General features: G+C 65.3%; 21 protein-coding genes. 11 read left to right on the forward strand and 10 right to left on the reverse strand.

Annotated features, from left to right (window positions below):
• Positions 1-127: 127 nt before the first annotated feature.
• Positions 128-844 (forward strand): invasion associated locus B family protein, encoded by a 717-nt coding sequence (locus tag RBJ75_RS04980; RefSeq protein WP_044408159.1) that lies wholly within the window; start codon positions 128-130, stop codon positions 842-844.
• A 135-nt stretch (positions 845-979) separates the two neighbouring features.
• Here the strand turns inward: RBJ75_RS04980 and hspQ are convergent, their stop codons facing one another.
• Positions 980-1312 carry a heat shock protein HspQ gene (gene hspQ, locus RBJ75_RS04985; RefSeq protein WP_044408162.1) on the reverse strand — a complete coding sequence of 111 codons (333 nt, stop codon included), beginning with the start codon at positions 1310-1312 and terminating at the stop codon, positions 980-982.
• Positions 1313-1433: 121 nt separating this feature from the next.
• On the opposite strand from hspQ, the gene RBJ75_RS04990 reads away from it, so the two are divergent.
• On the forward strand, positions 1434-2384 hold the full coding sequence (locus RBJ75_RS04990; protein ID WP_044408165.1) for an AEC family transporter: 951 nt from the start codon (positions 1434-1436) through the stop codon (positions 2382-2384).
• Between the two features lie 17 nt (positions 2385-2401).
• On the opposite strand, the gene RBJ75_RS04995 is transcribed toward RBJ75_RS04990, so the two are convergent.
• On the reverse strand, positions 2402-3595 hold the full coding sequence (locus RBJ75_RS04995) for a UbiH/UbiF family hydroxylase (RefSeq protein WP_044408168.1): 1194 nt from the start codon (positions 3593-3595) through the stop codon (positions 2402-2404).
• 134 nt (positions 3596-3729) lie between these two features.
• Between RBJ75_RS04995 and pcsA the strand changes: the two genes are divergently transcribed.
• Both pcsA and RBJ75_RS05005 read left to right on the forward strand, forming a co-directional pair.
• On the forward strand, positions 3730-4464 hold the full coding sequence (gene pcsA, locus RBJ75_RS05000) for a phosphatidylcholine synthase (RefSeq protein WP_044408171.1): 735 nt from the start codon (positions 3730-3732) through the stop codon (positions 4462-4464).
• Positions 4465-4582: 118 nt separating this feature from the next.
• Complete coding sequence (locus RBJ75_RS05005) at positions 4583-5557, forward strand: quinone oxidoreductase family protein (protein WP_044408174.1); 975 nt, start codon at positions 4583-4585, stop codon at positions 5555-5557.
• 140 nt (positions 5558-5697) lie between these two features.
• Here RBJ75_RS05005 and RBJ75_RS05010 read toward each other — a convergent pair whose 3' ends face one another.
• The 4 genes from RBJ75_RS05010 to RBJ75_RS05025 all read right to left on the reverse strand — a co-directional run bounded on the left by RBJ75_RS05010 (position 5698) and on the right by RBJ75_RS05025 (position 10091).
• Positions 5698-6204 carry a hypothetical protein gene (locus tag RBJ75_RS05010; protein ID WP_080900941.1) on the reverse strand — a complete coding sequence of 169 codons (507 nt, stop codon included), beginning with the start codon at positions 6202-6204 and terminating at the stop codon, positions 5698-5700.
• A gap of 30 nt (positions 6205-6234) precedes the next feature.
• Positions 6235-7596 (reverse strand): caspase family protein, encoded by a 1362-nt coding sequence (locus RBJ75_RS05015; protein WP_044408177.1) that lies wholly within the window; start codon positions 7594-7596, stop codon positions 6235-6237.
• Positions 7597-7774: 178 nt separating this feature from the next.
• Positions 7775-9100, reverse strand: coding sequence for a 30S ribosomal protein S12 methylthiotransferase RimO (rimO, locus tag RBJ75_RS05020; RefSeq protein WP_044408180.1), 1326 nt, complete (start codon positions 9098-9100; stop codon positions 7775-7777).
• A gap of 76 nt (positions 9101-9176) precedes the next feature.
• On the reverse strand, positions 9177-10091 hold the full coding sequence (locus RBJ75_RS05025) for a LysR substrate-binding domain-containing protein (RefSeq protein WP_044408183.1): 915 nt from the start codon (positions 10089-10091) through the stop codon (positions 9177-9179).
• A 105-nt stretch (positions 10092-10196) separates the two neighbouring features.
• Between RBJ75_RS05025 and RBJ75_RS05030 the strand changes: the two genes are divergently transcribed.
• From RBJ75_RS05030 to RBJ75_RS05045, 4 genes are read left to right on the forward strand one after another with little or no spacing between them, the layout of a single operon-like run.
• Positions 10197-11153 (forward strand): ABC transporter substrate-binding protein, encoded by a 957-nt coding sequence (locus RBJ75_RS05030; protein WP_044408186.1) that lies wholly within the window; start codon positions 10197-10199, stop codon positions 11151-11153.
• 7 nt (positions 11154-11160) lie between these two features.
• Positions 11161-12057: an ABC transporter permease gene (locus tag RBJ75_RS05035; protein ID WP_044408189.1), complete on the forward strand. Its 897-nt coding sequence runs from the start codon at positions 11161-11163 to the stop codon at positions 12055-12057.
• Positions 12050-12871 (forward strand): ABC transporter ATP-binding protein, encoded by an 822-nt coding sequence (locus RBJ75_RS05040; RefSeq protein WP_044408192.1) that lies wholly within the window; start codon positions 12050-12052, stop codon positions 12869-12871. Before RBJ75_RS05035 ends, RBJ75_RS05040 begins: the two co-directional genes overlap by 8 nt.
• Positions 12872-13723, forward strand: coding sequence for an alpha/beta hydrolase (locus RBJ75_RS05045; protein WP_044408195.1), 852 nt, complete (start codon positions 12872-12874; stop codon positions 13721-13723).
• Positions 13724-13745: 22 nt separating this feature from the next.
• Here the strand turns inward: RBJ75_RS05045 and RBJ75_RS05050 are convergent, their stop codons facing one another.
• Genes RBJ75_RS05050 through pxpB form a run of 3 tightly spaced genes read right to left on the reverse strand, consistent with a single transcriptional unit; the run spans position 13746 to position 16303 of the window.
• Complete coding sequence (locus tag RBJ75_RS05050; RefSeq protein WP_044408198.1) at positions 13746-14510, reverse strand: LamB/YcsF family protein; 765 nt, start codon at positions 14508-14510, stop codon at positions 13746-13748.
• Between the two features lie 42 nt (positions 14511-14552).
• Positions 14553-15563 (reverse strand): biotin-dependent carboxyltransferase family protein, encoded by a 1011-nt coding sequence (locus RBJ75_RS05055; protein WP_044408201.1) that lies wholly within the window; start codon positions 15561-15563, stop codon positions 14553-14555.
• On the reverse strand, positions 15560-16303 hold the full coding sequence (gene pxpB / locus RBJ75_RS05060) for a 5-oxoprolinase subunit PxpB (protein ID WP_044408204.1): 744 nt from the start codon (positions 16301-16303) through the stop codon (positions 15560-15562). The genes RBJ75_RS05055 and pxpB overlap by 4 nt, the downstream gene beginning before the upstream one ends.
• Before the next feature lie 248 nt (positions 16304-16551).
• On the opposite strand from pxpB, the gene RBJ75_RS05065 reads away from it, so the two are divergent.
• Both RBJ75_RS05065 and RBJ75_RS05070 read left to right on the forward strand, forming a co-directional pair.
• Positions 16552-17256, forward strand: coding sequence for a ribonuclease activity regulator RraA (locus RBJ75_RS05065; RefSeq protein WP_044408207.1), 705 nt, complete (start codon positions 16552-16554; stop codon positions 17254-17256).
• A 14-nt stretch (positions 17257-17270) separates the two neighbouring features.
• Positions 17271-17678 (forward strand): cupin domain-containing protein, encoded by a 408-nt coding sequence (locus RBJ75_RS05070; RefSeq protein WP_044408210.1) that lies wholly within the window; start codon positions 17271-17273, stop codon positions 17676-17678.
• A gap of 73 nt (positions 17679-17751) precedes the next feature.
• Here the strand turns inward: RBJ75_RS05070 and RBJ75_RS05075 are convergent, their stop codons facing one another.
• Positions 17752-18627, reverse strand: coding sequence for a DUF2147 domain-containing protein (locus RBJ75_RS05075; protein WP_044408213.1), 876 nt, complete (start codon positions 18625-18627; stop codon positions 17752-17754).
• Positions 18628-18948: 321 nt separating this feature from the next.
• Between RBJ75_RS05075 and dapA the strand changes: the two genes are divergently transcribed.
• The gene (gene dapA, locus RBJ75_RS05080; RefSeq protein ID WP_044408216.1) at positions 18949-19839 is read left to right on the forward strand and encodes a 4-hydroxy-tetrahydrodipicolinate synthase; all 891 of its coding nucleotides are present in this window, start codon (positions 18949-18951) and stop codon (positions 19837-19839) included.
• Positions 19840-19875 lie beyond the last annotated feature (36 nt).

A 19875-nucleotide genomic window follows, 5' to 3' on the forward strand; every position in this document is an offset into this window, starting at 1 on the left:
TTGACGTTGCTCGCAAGGCCTGTCACGTAACCGCCTCATTTGGCACCGAGATAGCCGCCAAACGGCCAGATGTCAGCTCCCGCGTCGCGGTTTGGGGTGTGCGACCGTTCAGAAAGGGTTCTCCGCAATGAATTTCCGTAACTTGGTCGCGCCGGCCGTGCCGCGCGGGCGGGCTTTGGCCCTGCTGATGGCGGCGAGCGTCGCCGCTGTGACCGTGGTTTCCGCAGCGCAAGCCCAGGCACCCAAGGGCAAGGCCGCGCCGAAGGCTGCCGCGCCCGCCGCTCCCGCCGCCACGCCGCCGGAGCAGCAGGTTCAGCTGATTTACGCGCCTTGGACCAAATTCTGCCTGAAGGGGCAGGACGCCAAGGCCAAGCAGGTTTGCTTCACCGGCAAGGACGGCCGCATCGAATCCGGCCAGCCGGTGATCGCAGCGGTGATCATCGAGCCGGAAGGCGAGGCCAAGAAGATCCTGCGCGTCACGCTGCCGCTCGGCATGCAGCTGGTGCACGGAACCCGGGTGATCGTCGACAGCAACCCGCCGATGCAGAGCCCCTATGTGATCTGCTTCGCCAATGGCTGCATGTCGGACTACGACGTCACCCCGGAATTGCTGACCCAGCTGAAGAAGGGCCAGAACTTGATCGTGCAGGCGATCAATTCCAACGGCGCGCCGTTGACGCTGCCGCTGCCGCTGGCGGAATTCGCCAAGGCCTATGACGGTCCGCCGACCGACCCCAAGCAGTTCGAAGAAACCCAGAAGAAGCTGCAGGAAGAATTGCAGAAGCGGGCGGAAGAGCAGCGCAAGAAGCTGGAAGCCCAGGCCCCCGCCGCGCCGGCGAAATAATCGGCAGCCGGCAATCAGACAAGCCGGCCAATCAGACAATTAGCCAATCGAAAAGGGCGCTCCGAAAGGGGCGCCCTTGATGGTTTGGGGTGATGCCGGAAGCCGGGCGGACGCTGTCCGATGCCGGCGTCGCGATCAATTCAGCGACGGATTGCGCGGCCGATAGCCGCCGGCCTTGTCCTTGACGAAGATCTCGGCGACCTGCGAATGGCGGACCGGCTCGCCGGTCTCGTCCGGCACCAGGTTCTGCTCGGAAACATAGGCGACGTATTCGGAGTCAGAATTCTCGGCCAGCAGGTGATAGAACGGCTGGTCCTTGTGCGGCCGCACCTCTTCGGGGATCGACAGCCACCATTCCTCAGTGTTGTTGAACTCCGGATCAATATCGAAAATCACCCCGCGGAACGAGAAGATCCGGTGGCGGACGATCTGCCCAATCTGAAATTTGGCTGTGCTCGTCTTAATCATTCAAATCGCATAGACCAGGATCGTGCCCGATGCTAGTGCCAAGCGGACGATTGCTGCGCGAAGGGCTCCCTTGGCGTGTCCCGGTCAATGGCCAACAATTCAATAATAACAACGCCTTCGCATGATCGACATCCTCAATCTGGCGCTCCCCTATTTTGGTCTGATCTTTGTCGGCTTTGCCTGCGGACGCTGGAAGCGGCTGCCGGAGAACGGCCTGGCCTGGATGAATTTTTTCCTGCTCTACGTCTCGCTGCCGGCGCTGTTCTTCCGAATCATGTCGAAGACGCCGTTCGAGGAATTGAACAACCTGCCATTCGTGCTGGCGACCACGCTGGCCACGATGCTGGCGTTCGGGCTCTCCGCGCTGGTCGGGCGGCTGCTCGGCAAGCTGTCGATTCGCGACGCGACGATGGCCGGGCTGGCCGGCGGTTACGGCAATATCGGCTATATGGGGCCGGGGCTGGCGCTGGCGGTGCTCGGCGCCAAGGCGGCGGTGCCGACCGCGCTGATCTTCTGCTTCGACAGCATCTTCCTGTTTTCGATCGTGCCGCTGGTCATGGCGCTGACCTCGGGGACCAAGCGGCCGTTGCTGCCGACCATCGCCATGGTGGTGCGCGAGATCGTGCTGCATCCGCTGATCGTCGCGGCCTATTGCGGCGCGCTGGCGGCGGCGCTGCATCTCAAGCTGCCGGTCGCGGTGGACGGCATGCTGCTATTCCTGCAGAACGCCGCGGCGCCGGTGGCGCTATTCGTGCTCGGCGTCACCGTGGCGCTGCGCCCGTTCGGCCGGGTGCCGTGGGAGGTGCCGGGCATCGTGGTGGTGAAACTGCTGCTGCATCCGCTGTTGGTGTTCGGCCTGCTGCTGCTGTTCGGGCCGTTCACGCCGGAATGGGCCGCCACCGCGCTGCTGATGGCGTCACTGCCGCCGGCGCTGAACGTGTTCGTGATCGCCCGGCAATACAACACCTGGGTCGAGCCGGCCTCGGTCGCGGTGCTGATCGGCACCTTCGTCTCGGTGCTCAGCTTGACCACGGTGATGTGGCTGATCAGCACCGGCCAGATCGCATTCTGAGCGGCGTCAGATCGCGCTCAGAGCGATCGCCATGACGGCGACAATCCCTCGCGCATCGCCAGCCGCCGCAGCGGACCCAGCGCGCCGATCAGATGCATGCCGATCGCGCGCGCCGCCTGCGCCGGCAACAGATCGCTGAGCAGCGAGCGGTTGGCGACGTCGATGGCGAAGGTGCGGCTGGCGACGTCGCCGCGGCGGGCCCTCTCGAAATTCGCCAGCACATCGGCGCCGCCCAGATCCTTGCCGTTCTCCAGCGCATCGCGGACGATCTCGGCGATATCGCCGGCGTCGCGCAAACCCATGTTCAACCCCTGGGCGCCGATCGGCGGCACCACATGGGCGGCTTCGCCGACCAGCGCGATCCGCGCTTGCGCGAAATGCCTGGGCTTTTCGATCGCCAGCGGAAACAGATTGCGGCCGGGCGCGACACTGACGCGGCCGAAAATCGAATGCGACTGCCGCTCGGCTGCGGCCGACAAGTCGTCATCGCCAAGCGCCATCAGCCGTTGCGCTTCACTCGGCGCCGCGACCCAGACCACGCTCATGCGCTTGCCGGGCAACGGCACGAACACGCAGGGGCCCTGGGCGGTGTGGAATTCGGTCGACATGTTCTGATGCGGCCGCGCGACCGCGACGTTGAAGGTCAGCGCCGACTGATCGAGCGCGCGGCTCTTGACCTCGATCCCGGCGGCCTGCCGGCATCGCGAATTGCGCCCATCGGCGCCGACCAATAGCTGCGCCGACAATGACTGCCCCTGCGCGGTGCGCACCACGGCCTCGGTCTCGTCGGGAATGATCGCCTCGGCCTCGTCGTCGATGCGGACCAGATTGGACAATTCGGCGGCGCGCTCCTCGAGCGCGATCAGCAGCGTGCGGTTTTCGATATTGTAGCCGAACGCGTCCATCCCGATCTCGGCCGAGACGAAGCGCACTTCCGGGGCGCGGATCAACCGCCCAGTGTCGTCGACCAGACGCATCACCCGCAGCGCCGCCGCCTTGCCGGAGCAGCGGCGCCAGACGTCGAGCCGATCGAGCAGGTCGACCGAATCGCCAAGCAAGGCGGTGGTGCGGTTGTCGGCATAGGGCAGGCGCTTGGCCACCAAAGCGGTGCGGGCGCCGGCGGTGGCCAAGGCGATCGCCGCGGTGAGGCCGGCCGGGCCGCCGCCGACCACGATGACGTCGAAAATCTCAGGCTGCGCAATCTGGTTCATGTGGGGACAATTGACGTCGCCGCCGGGTTTTTCAAGCCCGAACAAAGAGATTAACGTTGCCGGCGGTTGCGCGGCCGAAGGCCATAAGCAGCGACATGAAAAATCAGGGATTTCCTGATAACACAGCGGCCGACATGACCCCTTTGGACCAGCCCGAACCCAAGCAAGCCTCCCGCGCCGCGCGCGCCGCCGCGTTTTCGGTGCATCTGCTCACCGCGACCGGCGCCGGCATCGCGCTGATCTCGCTGTTGGAGGCGGTGCGCCAGCACTGGGCCGCGATGTTCGTCTGGCTCGGCGTCGCGCTGCTGATCGACGCGCTCGACGGGCCGATCGCCAGGCGGCTCGACGTCCGGCGGGTGCAGCCCGACTGGTCCGGCGACGTGCTCGATCTGGTGGTCGATTTCGTCACCTATGTGTTCGTGCCGGCCTATGCGATCACCGCCAGCGGCCTGCTGTTGCCGGTGGCGGCGCCGGTGCTGGGCGCGGGCATCGTCATCAGCGGCGCACTGTACTTCGCCGATCGGCGAATGAAGACGCCGGACAATCATTTCCGCGGCTTTCCGGCGCTGTGGAACGCGGCGGCGTTCTACCTGTTCCTGCTGCATCCGCCGGCGGCGCTGGCGAGCCTCGTCGTCGCCGCTCTGATCGTGCTGACCTTCGTGCCGTTCCATGTCATCCATCCGGTGCGGGTGGTCCGCTTCCGGGGGCTCAACCTGGCGCTGATCGGGATCTGGGCCGGGCTTGCGATCATCGCGGTGGTCGAGGATTTCGTGGTGCCGCTGCCGGTGACCATCGGGCTGTGCGCGATCGCGCTGTATATCGTCGGTGCCGATGCGGTGATCCGATTGCTGAAATTGACTCGCGCGTAACCCGGCAGCGCAATCGCGGCAAAGCCGGCTGGGCGCAGGCCCGGCGCGGCCGCGATCCGGTTGACAATGCGGCGGCGATAGCTTTCGCTGCCTTCGAAAATATCAATGGGAGTCGACGATGACGAAGGCCGTGCGGGTTCACAAGGTGGGGGGACCGGAAGCGCTGGTCTATGAATCGGTCGACGTTCCGGCGCCCGGCGACGGCGAAGTCCGGATCCGGCAGCACGCGGTCGGCCTGAACTTCATCGACGTCTATTTTCGCACCGGACTCTACAAGGCGCCGACGATGCCGTTCATCGCCGGCAACGAGGCCGCGGGCGAAGTCGTCGCGGTCGGGCCCCATGTCACCAATTTCCATCCCGGCGATCGCGTCGCCTATTACTACAATCTCGGCGGCTACGCCACCGAACGCAACATTCCGGCCGACAAGCTGGTCAAGCTGCCCGACCACATCACCTATGAGCAGGGCGCCGTGCTGATGCTCAAGGGATTGACGGTGTGGTACCTGCTGCACAAGACCTTCAAGGTCGAGCCCGGCCATCGCGTGCTGATCCACGCCGCGGCCGGCGGCATCGGGTTGTTGGCCTGTCAGTGGGCGAAGGCGCTCGGCGCCCATGTGATCGGCACCGTCGGCTCCAAGGCCAAGGCCGATCTGGCACTGGCTAATGGTTGCGATCACGTCATCCTCTATAATGACGAAGACTTCGTCGCCCGCGTCAAGCAGATCAGCCGCAACGAATTGTGCGACGTGGTCTATGACGGCGTCGGCAAGACCACCTTTCCGGGCTCGCTGTCCTGCATCAAGCCGCGTGGGCTGTTCGTCAGCTTCGGCAACGCCTCGGGGCCGGTGCCGCCCTTCGCGCTGACCGAACTCAACAATCACGGCTCGCTGTTCGCGACCCGGCCGAAATTGAACGATTATATCGGCACCAGAAAGGAACTGATCGAGGGCGCCGACGCGCTGTTCTCGGCGGTGATCGACGGCCACCTGCACGTGCCGATCAATCACGCTTACGCGCTGAAGGACGCGGCCAAGGCGCATGCCGATCTGGAAGGCCGGCTGACGACGGGCGCGTCGATCCTCAAGCCCTAGCGGTCTGGGCGCTGGACCAGCCCATGGCGGGCATATTGCGCCGAGCGGAAAACCGTTGCGACTCCCCGCAACGGATACTGCGATCCGGCATGGACGGCATCAGGGCTTAATCCAGGCCCATCGATAAACAGGAGTCGCAATTACTGCTTCGTGGAGGTCCAGCGTCCGCTGCATCCGTCCGAACGCCGGAAGGTGCCCGAACCGCTGCGACCGGACACGTGGCCGGAACTGATAATGGTGATGCCTTGGTAATTGCCGACGGTTTTCGCGGAGCCGTTGGCGCTGACCGTTCCGGAGACGCCTTGGCCGATAACTCTCCCGCTGCTGACGACGACAGCACTCGTGGACGTACCTCCGCAGCCGACGGAGACGACGGCCCATGCACCGTCGAAACTGCCGCGACCGCTTCCACCGTTGCGGGAAGTGGCTCGGTGCGGCTTTTCCCTTTTCGGCTTGCTTCGTCGCGCGGCTCGCTCGGTGTCGACCGACCTTGGCGCCTGGCGTGAGCCGGAGAGGGATTTGTCATCATTGCCGATGCGGCCGCCGGCACTGCCGGATTGGGCCAGCGCGGCAAGCGGAACCATTGCGGCCAGGGAGGCCCAGAGCAGGGCGATTTTCGTGGCGTATCGAAGGGCCGTTCGCGTCATCGCCTGCTCCCGAATAACTGGATTTGAAATTTAACGGCCCGATCCGTCGGCGCAGACCGCACCGATGATACGGCAAGATTTGCCAGTCCCGCCGCACTCGTCAAGTGCAACATCCTTGGCCTTCTGGATCGTTTCACGCTGGACCAGCGACCACGATTGTCCTGAAATCGCGAAGGCTCCGCATTGTGTGCCGTAAAAGCTGAGTTCAATCGGACATTTGTCCGCGCCGCAATTGGAACGCGCGTCATCGACCGCCGCCTTGCGCGACAGGTGATTCCAGGAAATTCCCCATTTATCGCCGTCGACCCCGTAGACGATCGATCCCCATGGCTTCAAATCGTCCACCTTTCGCAGCCGCGCCAGGACCCCGGCGGTGGCTTCGCCGGTTGGCGTCATCTTGATCTTTTCCTGAAATTTGGCGATTGCCACCTTCATGCCGTTCTTGCTACCCGGCGGCTCCGGATCGAAATTGTGTTCGTAAAGACGGTCGCTCAATTCCCGCAACAGCGCGGGATCATTTATCGGTACGAAGTCGGGGTCCGGACGCAGCGTATCGGCAAGCCGCGGCGCCGGGGTCGTTGCCACCTGCGGCGAGGCTGTTGCCGCGGGCGGAACGAAATAAAAGGTGCCGTCGATCGGCGATGACGACACCCATGGCTGCTGCGATCCGCCGGTGTTCCGTTTCACCGCGAGCCCGACCTGATTGAAGGTCTGAAAGATATCGAGCCCGGCCTTTTTGACGGTGGTCGCCAGCGCCCTGGTATAGGGGCTGTGGCCGTCGCTGCCGTCCTGGGCGACGCTGCCCGGCTGCGTCGCGTAGGAGATCAACGTGCCCTCCGGCGCCCGCATTTGGGCGAGGCCACCATCCGACGCGCGCAAGCCGCGCGCGCCGAATGGATTGTTGCGGCAGGCGTCGAGGATGACCAAATTGAGCCGCGTTCCGGATCCCTGCATCTGGCGCAACACCAGATTGACGTCCACCATCTGGAAATCGACGTCGGCTTCGCGGGTCGGATTGGCGCTCACCGGCACGAGGTAGTTCGATCCGTTGACCTGCACGCCGTGGCCGGCGTAGTAGAACAACGCGACGTCGGCGCCCAGAATTTGCCGTCCGAAGCTTTGCACGGCGGAGTCCAGTGCAATTTTGTCGAGATCGAGCTGCGCGCGTCCACCGATCAGAGTGAAGCCGAGGCTCGTCAATGTGTCGCCCATCAGCGCCGCATCGTTGCGGGGATTGTCGAGCCGGGTAATATTTTGATAGGCGGAATTGCCAACCACGAGCGCGACGCGTTTCTCCGCGGCGGCCGGGTCTGCCGATAGCACCGACAGCAAGGCAATCATCGCGGCCAGCGCGCCGCGAGTTACTGTCTGCCTCGGCAGCGGCCAGCCCATCCCAATGCCCCCAAGATCGATAGCGCGAGATTAGCAGCCAGCGGGCTTCGTGAAAAGCGCTGCCGCGCGCCCCTCGGAGCAAGGCACAATCTGCAGACCGCTTGGCGTCGCAATCGCGTTGGCTGGTGGAATCTCACTTATCCGCGCTCAGGAACCTTGTTCCTGTTGAGCTGCCGCCTCAAAATCCCGCGACGCTGCCGTGCAGATCATAGGCGTCGGCGCGTTCGATCTTGGCGGTGACGATCTCGCCGACCCGTAGCGGGCGGCGGCTCGACAGATACACCGCGCCGTCGATCTGCGGGGCGTCGGCCTTGGAGCGGCCCTTCGACACGGTGGGGCCGACCTCGTCGACGATCACCTGCTGGCGGGTGCCGACCTTGCGCTTCAGCCGCCGCGCCGAGATCGTCTGCTGACGCGCCATCAGCGCGTTCCAGCGCTCCTGCTTGATCTCGTCAGGCACCGCATGGCCGAGCGCGTTGGATGACGCGCCGGCCACCGGCTCGTATTTGAAGGCGCCGACGCGGTCGATCTGGGCTTCCTCGAGCCAGTCGAGCAGATAGGCGAAGTCGCTTTCGGTCTCGCCGGGAAAGCCGACAATGAAGGTCGAGCGCAGCGTCAGCTCCGGGCATTGCTCGCGCCAGCGCTTGATCCGCTCCAGCGTCTTGTCCTGCGCCGCCGGGCGCTTCATCTGCTTCAGGACGTCCGGGCTGGCGTGCTGAAACGGGATGTCGAGATAGGGCAGGATCTTGCCGTCGGTCATCAGGCCGATGACCTCGTCGACATGCGGGTAGGGGTAGACATATTGCAGCCGGACCCAGGCGCCCAATTCGCCAAGCTCTTTGGCCAGATCATAGAAGCGGGCGCGGACCTCGCGGTCCTGCCACGGGCTCGTCGCGTATTTCAGGTCGACGCCGTAAGCCGAAGTGTCCTGCGAGATCACCAGCAATTCCTTGACCCCGGCACTGACCAGCTTCTCGGCCTCGCGCAGCACCTCGCCCGCCGGCCGCGAGACCAGATCGCCGCGCAGCTTGGGGATGATGCAGAAGCTGCAGCGGTTGTTGCAGCCTTCGGAAATCTTCAGATAAGCGTAGTGTCGCGGCGTCAGCTTGATGCCCTGCGGCGGCACCAGATCGAGATGCGGATTGTGCAGCGGCGGCTTGGCGCGATGCACTGCGTCGAGCACGCTTTCATATTGCTGCGGACCGGAGATCGACAGCACGCCGGGATAGGCGGCCTCGATCTGCTCGGGCTCGGCGCCCATGCAGCCGGTGACGATGACTTTGCCATTGGCGGCCATCGCCTCGCCGATGGCGCCGAGCGATTCCGTCTTGGCGCTGTCGAGGAAACCGCAGGTGTTGACGATCACCAGATCGGCGCCATCATGGTTGCGGGCGAGTTCATAGCCCTCGGCGCGCAGCCGCGTGATGATGCGCTCGGAATCCACCAACGCCTTGGGACATCCCAGCGAGACAAAGCTGATTTTGGGCGCGGAGGCCTGCTGCATTGGTCAAACTGCCTGATCGAGGTGCTGCAGCTAACCTCAATAGCAGGCCAATACAAGGCTGACGGCGCGCCGTGGTCTATTCATGCGAGCCGCTGCCGGCCTGGGTGCTGACATAGCGCGCAGTCGGGGCCAGCGTGGAACTGGCAAAGTTCCGCACGATCACGCCGGCAAGCGCTTCGGCGGCCGGATTGGCCCGACGGGCGGAGCGATACAGCACCAGATCGACCTTGGGCAGCGCCGGAAAGCTGTCGCCGCGGCCCAGCACCCGCATCCCCGGCAGCACCGAGCTCTTGCCGACCACGCTGACCGCGGTGCCGGCGAACACCGCGGCCTGGATGCCGCCAATGCTTTCGCTGATGCAGGTGAGCCGCCAGGTCCGCCCGATGCTCTCCAGCGCCGCCAGGCCGAAATCGCGAAAGATATTGCCGGGCGGCAGCATCGCCAGCGGCACCGGATTTTCCAGATGCACCGAGCCGCGCTCCGACACCACCCAGACCAAATCTTCCTGCGCCACGAGCTCGCCGATCTTGAAGGCGGGCATCCCGGTGACGATCGCAAGGTCGATTTCGGCGCGCTCGACCGAGGCCATCAGCTTGCTCGACAGCGCGCATTTCAATTCGACATCGACGTTGGGGTAGGCGGCGCGGAATTCCGACAGGATGCCCGGCAGCAGATAGGCGGCATAAAGATCCGGCATGCCCAGCACCACGGCGCCATCGAGCTTGGGCGCCGCCAGCCGCGAGCGCAGCTCATCCTGCAGGCCCATGATGGTCCGGGCATAGCCGAGCACCAACTCGCCATTATTGGTCAGCACCAGCTTGCGGCCGACCTTGGTGAACAAAGGCGCGCCGGTGGCTTCCTGCAGCCGATTGAGCTGCAGGCTGACCGCGGGCTGGGTCCGCCCCAGACGGCGCGAGGTTTCGGAAAAGCTGCCGGTCTGCACCAGCACGATGAAGGTCTGCAACAGGCGGAGATCGAGGGGAGCGAGCATTCGACTATTAAGCCAGCTTATCAAACCGATAGAAACAATAAACTTCAGATATTGTTGCGTCGCACCTACACTGTCCTGACCGCACCGCCAACATGAGGGAACGCCATGCACCATCTGACCCGCCGGAATTTCATTCTCTTGGCAGCCACAGTGACCGCGCTGGCCTCGACAAGCCTGAAGGCCGCCGCGGAAGATCGCGTCATCAAGGTTGGGACGCTGAAGCTGATCCACGGCATCACCCCGTATTTCTACCAAAAGTTCGCGCCGGCCGGCTTCAAGATCGAGGTGGTTCCGTTCGAGAGCCCGACCGACGGCAAGAACGCCGTTGTCACCGGCTCGGTCGATTTCGGCATTTTCGGCCTGGCGGCGGCGACGCTCGGCGGCGCCAATGGCGAACCGGTGGTGGTGATCGGTGCCGCCTGTAACCGCGGCATGGCGGTGGTCGCCGGCAAGGATTCCGGGATCAACAGCATCAAGGATCTGAAGGGCAAGAAGGTCGCGATCTGGCCGGGCTCGACCCAGGAGGTCGTGATCCTCGACCGTCTGTCGGCCGAAGGCATGACGATCAAGGACATCACGCCGGTGCGGGTGTCGTTCTCCGACATGGCGCCGGCGCTCGAGCGCGGCGATATCGATGCCTATGTGGGTGCCGAACCGGCCGCCGGCATCAGCCTCGCCAAGGGCGTCGGCAAGATCGTGGAATATCCCTATTCGACGCCGACCGGCTCGCTCAACATGGTGCTGACCACGCGCCGCGGCTTGATTGAAAAAGATCCGGAGCTGATCCGGACGCTGCTGAAGATCCACCGCAAGGCCAGCGAATTCGCGATGAGCAATCGCGAGGCCTTCGTCGAAATGGCGATGCAGAAACTCGGCCAGCAGAAACCGTCGATCGAAAAGGCGGCGCCCAATGTCGAACTGACCTGGAACATCGACGATCTGTTCCTGAAGCAGGCGCATTACTACGGCGAGCAGATGCTGGCCAAGAAGCAGATCCGTCAGTTGCCGGATTATACGACCTTCATCGATCCAACCTTCGTCAAAGCCATCTCGGCATCGTGAGGGCAGGATGAGTCTCGAAGGCACCGTCTCGCCCGCGAGATCGGGCGCAACCTCGCCGACAAAGCCTGTCGCAGCGCCCGTCGTGTCGGCGCGCGGCAGGCCGCGTAACGGGCGCGGTTTCGGCGCCCGGCTGCGCGGGTTCGCGCTTGCTGCCGTGGTGCCGCTCGGCCTGTTGCTGCTGTGGGACGTGATGGTGCGCTGGACCGGAACGCGGCTGGTCCCGCCGCCTTACGGGGTGGCCGTGATGATGTGGGATTTCGCCTTCGGCGGAATCTACAACGATGCCTATAGCGGCAGCCTGCCGATCCATTTCTGGAAGTCGGTGCAGCGGGTCTATGGCGGCTTCTTCTGCGCTGCACTGGCCGGCATTCCGCTGGGGCTGATGATCGGCCGCATTCCGCTGCTGCGGGCGATGCTCGATCCGACGCTGTCGCTGCTGCGGCCGATCCCGGTGACGGCGTGGTTGCCGCTGTCGATGATCTTCTTCGGCCTTGGTCCGAAATCGGCGGTGTTTCTGGTGTTTCTCGGGGCGTTCTATCCGATCCTGCTCAACACCGTGTTCGGGGTGAAATCGGTCGATGCCCGACTGTTCGAAGCGGCCGGCATGCTGGGCTGCAGCGGCACGCAATTGTTTCGCGCCGTGGTGCTGCCGGCGGCACTGCCCAGCATCTTCAACGGATTGCGGCTCGGCGCCTCGTTCGCCTGGATCCTGATCGTGGTGGGCGAGATGACCGGCGTGCCCGAAGGCCTCGGCGCGGTGATCATGGACGGCCGAACGCTGTCGCGCACTGACCTCGTGATCACCGGCATGATCATTATCGGCATCACCGGATTTCTGTCCGATCGGATTCTGGTGCTGCTCAGCAATTACTTCCTTCGCTGGAGTCCGCAGCACCATGTTTGACGCAACGTCTTCCAGCCGCGCCGCACCGCCGGTGATTCTCGAGGTCAGCGACCTCGGCAAGGTCTACGAGGCCGCCAACGGACCGGTCGAGGCGCTGCGCGGCGCCAATCTGACGGTGCGCAAGGGCGAATTCATCTGTCTGCTCGGCGCCTCGGGATGCGGCAAATCCACATTGCTGCGCATCGTCGCCGGCTTCGAGGAAGCCACCGCGGGGTCGGTGAAGGTCTATGGCTGCGAAGTCGATCGCCCCGGACCCGATCGCGGCATGGTGTTTCAGGACTACGCGCTGTTTCCCTGGCTGACGGTGGAGCAGAATATCGGCTTCGGGCCGAGCCATCGCCGGATCGCCGCCAGCGAGGTGGCCAAGCTGACCAAGAAATTCATGGAGATGGTGGGGCTGACCGCGTTCGCCGACCGCTATCCGCACCAATTGTCCGGCGGCATGAAACAGCGCGTCGCGATCGCGCGGGTGCTGGCCAATGACGCCGACCTGCTGTTGATGGACGAGCCGTTCGGCGCGCTGGATGCGCTGACGCGCAGCACCTTGCAAGAAGAGCTGATCGAAATCTGGCGCACCACCAAGCTCACGGTGATCTTCGTCACCCATTCGGTGGAGGAGGCGGTGCTGCTGGCCGATCGGGTGGTGGTGATGAGCGCCGGCCCCGGCCGGATCGATTGCCAGACCGAGGTCGATCTGCCGCGGCCGCGCGACGTCGCTTCGGCGGAGTTCAACGCGTTGCGGCGCGACGTCACCAAGCGTTTGACCAGCCATGTCGGCGGCGGACGTCTGCTCGCCGCAGCGGCGGATTCCTGAATGGCCCTGGCAGCGCACGATACGGCGAAGGCGATCTTCCGCGGCATGGACCGCGCGACGCTGGACGCCGCCTACAACAACAGTGCCGCAGTCGCCGACAGCCCGCAATGGCTGGCGCAATGGCAACGACGCAGCGCCGACCGACGCGCCGGCCCGGGGGTGCGGCTCGATCTCGCCTATGGCGACAAGGAGCGGACCTCGCTCGATTATTTCTCAGCAGGTGAGTCCGGCGCGCCATTGCTGGTGTTCCTGCATGGCGGCTATTGGCAGCGCAACGCCAAGGAGATGTTCTCCTTCGTGGCGGAGGGGCCGAATGCACGCGGCATCGATGTCGCGGTGGTTGGCTATACGCTGGCGCCGGCGGCGCGGCTGTCGCAGATCGCCGATGAAATCGACCAGGCATTGGCGTTTCTCATCGCCGATACCGAGCAATTCGGCTTCGACCGCAGACGGCTGGTTGTCGGCGGCTGGTCGGCGGGCGGACAGCTGGCGTCGCTGGCCAGCACAAGGTCATCGGTGCGCGGCGCACTGTGTATCAGCGGCATTTTCGATCTGGAGCCGATCGCGCTGTGTTATCTCAACGATCTGCTGCGGCTCGACCGGCGCGAGATCGCAGAGCTCAGCCCGCTGCGTCTGGTCCATGTTGGCGCGGCACCGCAATGTCTCGCGGTCGGCGGCGACGAACTGCCCGAGCTGCGCCGGCAAACGGCCGACTACGCGGAGCTCGCATGTGCGGTCGGGTCGCCGATCACGGCACGGATATTGGCCGGCCACCACCATTTTTCGATGCTGGACGAACTGAGCGCCGACGGCGCATTGACCGGCGAATTGCTGCGGCTCGTCGGCGCCTAAAAGTCCGCGACGCGTCGAAGCGTTACGGTTGGGCGAATGGTTTGACGTCGATGCCGGCCTTCTTGAGCGCGTGCCGGACGCCGCGCGCGATCTCGACGGCGCCCGGGGTGTCGCCATGAATGCACACGGTGTCGGCGCGCATCTTCATCGCCTTGCCGGTGACCGACACCACCGCGCCGTCCTGCACCATGCGAACCACGCGCTGGGCGATGGCGTCGGGATCATGCAGCACCGCGCCGGGCTTTTTGCGCGAGACCAGCGTGCCATTGTCCTCATAGGCGCGGTCGGCGAACACTTCATGGGCCAGCGTCAGCCCGGCGGCTTCGCCGGCTTCGACCAGTTTGGAATTGGCCAGCACCACGAAGATCAGCTTCGGGTCCACCGCCTTGATCGCGGCGGCGATCGCCCGCGCCGTCATGTCGTCCTCGCAGGCGACATTGGACAGCGCGCCATGCGCCTTGACGTGGGTGACCTTGTGGCCCGCCAGCGTGGCGACCGCCTGCAGCGCGCCGATCTGATAGGCGACGAGGTTTTCGATTTCCTGGGATGACAGCCCGGCGACCGGCCGGCGGCCGAAGCCGTGCAGGTCGCGATAGCCCGGATGGGCGCCGATGCTGACGCCGCGCGCCTTGGCGAGCGTGGCGGTGTTGCGCATGATGTCGGCGTCGCCGGCGTGAAAGCCGCAGGCGATGTTGACGCTGGTCGCCAGCTCGAGCATCGCGGCATCATTGCCCATCTCCCAGGCGCCGAAACCTTCGCCGAGATCGCAGTTCAGATCGATGGTCATGTCATTGGTCCAGTTTCTTGGGTCCAGTTGCTTGATGGGATGCTAACCGTCGAACGCATTGGTCGCCACGCCGGCCACATTGGCGCTGTGCAGCGCGTCGAGGTCGAGCTGCGAGGCCTGGGCGTCGACGACGCGGCCGGGCAGGGCGCGGATCGCCTGCGCCAGCGCCCGGTAGGCGTCCTGCGCCTGCGCCATGGTGACGGCTTCGAAACGGAAGCCGCGGCCGGCCTGGGTCTGCGCCAGGCGGCGCAGATCGACGGTGATGACGGTGGCGATCTTCGGATAGCCGCCGCTTGTGCCGCGGTCCGGCATCAGCACGATCGGCTGGCCATTGCCGGGCACCTGGATGCTGCCATTGACGGTGCCGTCGGAGACGATGTTGTGGCCGTGCAGATGCTTGATCGCTGGGCCTTCGAGTCGATAGCCCATGCGGTCACTGGTCGCGGAAATCCGCCATTCGCTGTCGAGAAACAGTTTGACGGCGTCGTCGGTGAATTCGTCATGCTGCGGGCCGAGCACGACGCGGATCGGCGCCTCCGCCTCGGGCGGCAGATCGATCCGGCGTTCGGGGGCGCCGCTGGCGGCGATGGCGCGAATCTCGTCGCCGACCTGCAGCGGGCGCGGAAACGGACTGCCGAGCCCGGCGCGGGCATTGACCGCGAGGCTGCCGAACATCGGCTCGCCCTGGATACCGCGCTCGATCGCCAGATAGCCGAACACGCCGCCGCGGGCGACGCCCAGCGTCAGCCGTTCGCCCTCTGCAAGCGTCAGGGATTCGTTGAGCGCGATCGGGCGGCCGTCGACCGCGGCGGGGCGCGGCGCGCCGGTCAGCGCGATCCGCACCGGGCCGCCGCGCGCGATGAAGGCCGAGCCGAGCGGCCCGAGTTCGATCGCCGCGGCGAAGGGCGCATTGCCCAGCAGCGCATTGGCGGCGGCCAGCGCCAACGTATCCATCGCGCCGCTCGGCGTCAGGCCGTAGCGCTGCGCACCATGCCGTCCGGCATCCTGCACCGAGGTCGCGGGTCCAACGGCGGCGACAACGAGCTTGCTCATGATGCCACCAATTCTGCGACGATCTCGCCGCGTTCGGCGGCGCGATCCTGCTCGGCGAATTGCGCTGCATCGATCGCGACGAAATTCACCGCGTCGCCGGGCTCCAGCAGAAAGATCGGCTCGCGATGCAGCTGATAGGTGCGTACCGGGGTGCGTCCGATCAGGTGCCAGCCGCTGGGGCCGGCGAGGCACTGCACGCCGGTCTGCACCCCGCCGATCGAGATCGTGCCGGCCGGCGTCAGCAGCCGCGGATTCTGCCGTCGCGGCATTTGCAACGCGGCATCGAGACCGCTGAGATAGGACCAGCCCGGCGTGAAGCCGATCATCGCCACCCGATACTCGGCGGCGACATGGCGCGCCACCACCTCGTCCGCCGACAACCCGCAGGTGGCGGCGATGTCGTCGAGATCGATGCCGTGCTCGCCGCCATAGCAGACCGGTATCCGCCAGCGCCGCTTCGCGATCGACTCCAATTCGGTCGGTGCTTGCGCCAGCTCGGTCAGCTGCGCGGCAAGCGCGTCGAAGCCGATCTGCTCCGGATCGTAATGCACCAGCAGCGAGCGATAGGTCGGAACGGTTTCGGTGATGCCGGCGATGGGCTCGCGTGCCAGCGCGCGGTCGAGCGCCAGCACGCGCTGATTGGCCTCGGCACTGATCTGGCGGCTGAACTCGACCGTGATGGCGGCGTCGCCGCTGGGCAGGATGCGGCAGGCGGTCGGGTTGTTAGCCTCGAAATTCATGGACAATTCAACTCGCAAAAGAAAAAGCCGCAGCGGCGATGCCGCAGCCATAGCGCGTTTTCACAGCCAGTGAAAATCACTTCGCAACAATCTCGCGCAGCGATAACCAATGCCCGCGCAACACGATAAGGTGAGATGATCGAGGCCCGGCGTTGGTTCCAGAAAAACATCTGCTCTGCCATCTTGACGCAGCCTGCGCCGCCCGCAAGATGCGCCGCCGATCAGGCCTCACTGGAGCTAGTTAGTTTATGTCGTTGACCCCCGAAGCAATCGCCACCCTCAAGCGCGTCTCTACCGGAACGATCACCACGGTATTGCTGAAGAAGGGCTTGCGTAACGTCTGGCTGCGCGGCGCGCGACCGCTGCTGCCGGGACAGGAACGGCTGGTCGGCCCGGCCTTCACGCTGCGCTTTGTCCCGGCGCGCGAGGATCTGGCAACGCCGGAATCCTGGGCGTCGCCGATCTCGACCCGCGCGGCGATTGAAGCCATGCCGGAAGGTTGCATCACCGTGGTCGATGCGATGGGCGTCACCGATGCGGGAATCTTCGGCGACATTCTATGCGCGCGGATGGTCAAGCGCGGCGTCACGGCGCTGATCACCGATGGCGTGGTGCGCGATCTCGAAGGCGTGCTCGGCACCGGCATGCCGGTATGGTGCAATGGCGCGGCGGCACCGCCCTCGGTCGCCGGCCTGACCTTTGTCGGCTGGGGCGAGCCGATCGGCTGCGGCGGCGTCGCGGTGTTTCCCGATGACGTCATCGTCGCCGACCAGGACGGCGCTGTGCTGATCCCGAAGGCGATGCTCGACCACGTGCTGGCCGAAGGCCCGGAGCAGGAGCGGATGGAAGGCTGGATCGTCGAGGAGGTCAATAATGGCGCGGTGCTGCCGGGCCTGTATCCGATGAACGCCGACACCAAGGCGCGCTACGCGGCCTGGAAGGCCAAGCAGTAACAGGAGAGCGAACGATGGAGATCTTTCCCGCCGGATCGCGGCCGACGCGCAAAGCGCCGGCCGAGTATTTTACCGGAACGGTGTGGCAGGATCCGATCGTCGCCGCCGAGGCGCCGGCGCGGCTGGTGGCCACGCGGGTCGCGTTCGAGCCGGGTGCGCGCACCGCATGGCACACCCATCCGCTCGGTCAGACCCTGTATGTCGTATCCGGCGTCGGCCGGGTGCAGACCCTGGGCGGGCCGCTGCGCCAGATCAGGGCCGGGGACAGCGTGTGGATTCCCCCCGGTGAAAAACACTGGCACGGCGCCGCGCCGGACAATGCGATGACCCACATCGCCATGCAGGAAGCCCTGGACGGCAATTTCGCGACCTGGATGGAGCAGGTGAGTGACGCGGAATATAACGCTGCCGCAGATGGTTAGCCGGCTGGCTTGATGTCCCATAGAAGCGGGCCCTGCAATCGGGCCCGCCGGAAACAAGCGCCGCCGGCAGGGCTCAGTTGACCCGGCTCCAGGTCTGTCCGCCGCAGAACATGCCGCCGAAGGCGCAGCCCTGGACGCGCAGCCGATCGGGACCCTTCAGGGCGATCGTCGAGTCGTAATTGCTGCCGCTCTTGGGATCGTGGATCCGGCCCTTCCATGTGTTGCCGCTGGCCGGCTTCATGTTGATCAGGATCTTTTCGTTGTCCTTCAGCGCGTAGCCGCACAGATGCGGACCGCACGGCTCGATGCGAATCTTGCCTTCCTTTTCCTCGGTCAGCCAGATGCCGAGCGGCGATGCCGGGGCCGCGGGGCGTGCGGCCGCATTCGCCGGTTCCTCCTGCTCTTGTTCCGGCGCGGCGGGCGGCGCGGTTGCCACCACCGGCGCCGGCTTGGCGGCGGGAGCGGACGGGGTCGTGGCGGCAGACGCGGCCGGCTCGTCCGGGGTCCGGCTGGCCGTGGTGGACGGCGGCGCTACCGGCCGCGCGCCATTGGCGGGTTCGAGCGACTGCTTTGCGGCCGGCGCATTCGCGGTCGGGGCCGGCGGCCCCAGCGGTTTGCGCTGGCTGTCGCGCTCGGGCTTTCTGTCCAGGTCGCCGTCGCGGTCGATCCTTGCGCGCTTGCTGTCGCGGTCGTCGTCGTCGTCGCGGTCGACCGCCGAGCGCTGGCTACCGCCATCATCGTCATCACGCTCGACACGAGATCGCTGGGGGCGTTTCGGTCCGGATTCATAGATTCCGGGGATCGAGAGCGAGACGCAGGACGGCGAGTCGCAGTCACTGGGTTTCTCGATATGGATGGTGCGGCCACCGATATCGAACGAATACGAGTCGCCGGCATTGGCAGCCGATGTCGCCACCAACATCGTGGCCAGAACAACGAGCCTTTTCATCACGACCTCCTGGAGGCTGGAGCCAAGTCCCAATCTTGTTTCGACCTTGCACCAAGGCGGTGGCTGTCCGCGTGACCAGCGTCACTTAACAAGGTTGAGACATCATTTTGGCTGAAAGGTTCAGTGCGCTTCTGGCAATACGAGCCGAAAACGGGACGGCGTGCCGGTTCCGGGCGCGGCGGCAGCGCGGGGCGGTGCCGACGGGGCGATCGGGACCCGTTGGCGACCCTTTCGCGCCGGCTCGGGACCCGGTATGAAATGCGGTCACAGGATCATTGCTCCGCCCAATCGGGCGGGTCAGCGGCGTCAGGAGAGCACGAGATGGCAACCGGGACGAAATTTCAGGGGTCGCTGACCGCCCTGGTGACACCATTCAAAGACGGCGCGCTGGACGAGGCCGCTTTTCGCAGCCTGGTGAACTGGCAGATCGACGAGGGGAGCTACGGTCTGGTGCCGGTCGGCACCACCGGCGAAAGCCCGACGGTGAGCCATGACGAGCATCGGCGGATCGTCGAATGGTGCATCGACGAGGCCAAGGGCCGGGTGCCGGTGATCGCCGGCGCGGGCTCGAACTCGACCAAGGAAGCGGTCGAACTGGCGCAGCACGCCGAGAAGGCCGGCGCCGACGCCGTGCTGGTGGTGACCCCCTATTATAACAAGCCGACCCAGGAGGGCATGTATCACCACTTCAAGGCGGTGAACGACGCCATCGGGATTCCGATCATCATCTACAACATCCCGCCGCGCTCGGTGGTCGACATGTCGGTCGAGACCATGACCCGCCTGTTCGAGTTGAAGAACATCGCCGGGGTGAAGGACGCCACCGCAAATCTCGCCCGGGTGTCGCAGCAGCGTCATGCCATGGGACCGGATTTCATCCAGCTCTCCGGCGAGGACATGACCGCTCTGGCCTATATGGCGGCGGGCGGCCATGGCTGCATTTCGGTGGTCGCCAATGTGGCGCCGAATCTCTGCGCCAAATTGATGACTGCGGTGTTGAAGGGCGATTACGCGGCAGCGCTGACGATCCAGGACCGGCTGGTGCCGCTGCACGACGCGATCTTCAAGGAGCCGGGGCTGGCCGGCGCCAAGCACGGCCTCAAGCTGCTGGATCGTCTCCAGGAGGAGGTCCGGCTGCCGTTGCTGCCGGTGACGGCGCCGACCGGCAAGGTGATTCGCGATGCGATGGTCCATGCCGGGTTGTTGAACTGAGCACCGCGAACCACGCCGACAATCACGACGCCATAG

The sequence above is a fragment of the Rhodopseudomonas sp. BAL398 genome (assembly GCF_033001325.1).
Lineage (GTDB): Bacteria > Pseudomonadota > Alphaproteobacteria > Rhizobiales > Xanthobacteraceae > JARJEH01.